Here is a 2082-nt window from a genome sequence, read left to right as displayed (position 1 = left end):
ATCTACCATTTCTCGGCAAAGGTCATCTCGCGCGGCAGCGGCTCCAATGCGCTCGCTGCTGCGGCCTATCGCTCCGCCTCGCGGCTCTACGATAACCGGCTCGATCGCCATCACGACTTCTCGAACAAGAGCGGCGTCGTGCATTCCGAAGTGATGCTGCCCGACGGCGCACCAGACGAGTGGTCCGATCGCGAACAGCTGTGGAATGACGTCGAGGCCGCCGAGAAACGCATGGACGCGCAGCTCGCTCGTGAGATCGAGTTCGCCATCCCGCGCGAGCTGTCGAAGGAAGATGGTATCGAGCTGGCGCGCGACTTTGTCCGCGACGAGTTTGTCAATCACGGCATGGTCGCCGACCTGAACGTGCATTGGGATATCGGCGCCGATGGTCTCGCCAAGCCGCATGCCCACGTCATGCTAACGATGCGCGACGTAAATGAGGACGGGTTCGGGCAGAAGAACCGCGACTGGAACCGCACCGATCTGCTGGAGAAATGGCGGGAGCGCTGGGCCGAACACGCCAATCAGCGGCTGGCCGAACTCGATATCGACGCGCGGATCAATCACCGCTCGTTCGAGGCTCAAGGGATCGACCTTGAGCCGCAAAACAAAATCGGCCCAGCCGCAGCGCGGATGGAGGCGCAAGGCATCGAGACCGAACGGCTCGAAGAGCATTACGAGATCGCGCGCGCCAATGGCGACAAGATCATCGCCAATCCCGGCATCGCGCTCGACGCGATCACCCGCAACCAGGCGACGTTCACTAACCGCGATCTGGCCATGTTCATCCATCGGCACAGCGACGGACAGGAGCAGTTCGACCAGGCGATGGGCGCGGTGCGCGGATCGCCCGACCTTGTCGGGCTTGGGAAGGACGGAAACGGCGAAGATCGCTTCACCAGTCGTGACATGATCCACACCGAGCAGCAGCTCGAACGCGCAACCCAGATGATGGCCGAGCGCGAGCGGCACGGCGTGAGCGAGCAGGATCGCGAGCGTGCCATTGCGGACGCCGAGCGAGCTGGCTTGATCCTGACCGAAGAGCAGCGATCTGCACTCCGCCATGTCACACACGGTGACGGTCTGAGCGTCGTCGTCGGCTATGCCGGCACCGGCAAGTCGGCGATGCTGGGCGTTGCGCGCAAGGCGTGGGAGAGCGCCGGCTACGACGTTCACGGCGCCGCGCTGTCGGGCATCGCCGCTGAAAATCTCGAAAGCGGATCGGGCATTGCGTCGCGAACGATCGCGAGCATGGAACACCAGTGGGACCAGGGCCGCGAATTGCTCGACCAGAACTCGGTGCTGGTTATCGACGAGGCCGGCATGATCGGTACGCGCCAGATGGAACGCGTGGTCAGCGAAGCCGAAAAGCGTGGAGCCAAGATCGTGTTGGTTGGCGATCCCGAACAGCTTCAGTCGATCGAAGCAGGCGCCGCGTTCCGTTCGGTCGCCGAGCGTCACGGCGCGGTTGAGATCACTGACATTCGTCGGCAGCGGGAGGATTGGCAGCGGGATGCCACGCGGCATCTCGCAACGGGGCGGACCGGCGAGGCGATCCAGGCCTATGACGCGCACGACAGCGTGCATGCAGCAGCGTCGCGTGATGACGCGCGCGAGGCGCTGGTCGATCGGTGGGATCGCGACCGGATCGCCAACCCTGACCTCTCTCGGATCATCCTCACGCACACCCGTGATGAGGTCCAGGCCCTCAACGAAGCCGCACGCGAGCGGCTACGCTCGGCGGGTCAGTTTGGCGAGGACGTCGCCATTGCGACTGAGCGTGGCTCGCGCGACTTCGCGCCCGGCGATCGCGTCATGTTTCTAAAGAACGAGCGCGACCTTGGGGTGAAGAACGGCACGCTAGGGACCGTCGAAAGCATCAGCCGCGCGCGCATGGCGGTGCAGCTCGACAATGGCCGATCCGTGGCGTTCGACACGAAGGATTACTCTCAGATTGATCACGGCTACGCCGCCACGATTCACAAAGCACAGGGGATGACGGTCGACCGTACGCATGTGCTGGCCACGCCGGGAATGGACAGTCACTCATCCTATGTTGCGCTGTCGCGGCATCGCGAAGGT

The 2082-nt window shown here is 63.7% G+C and carries 1 protein-coding gene; it reads left to right on the top strand.

From position 1 onward, the window contains the following. The coding region (traA, locus tag U1872_RS22155) for a Ti-type conjugative transfer relaxase TraA (RefSeq protein WP_332795039.1) at positions 1–2082 on the top strand (2082 nt) is incomplete at both ends.

It is taken from the genome of Parasphingomonas frigoris (assembly GCF_036663815.1).
Classification (GTDB): Bacteria; Pseudomonadota; Alphaproteobacteria; order Sphingomonadales; family Sphingomonadaceae; genus Sphingomonas.
This window is presented reverse-complemented; position numbering and strand designations above follow the sequence as displayed.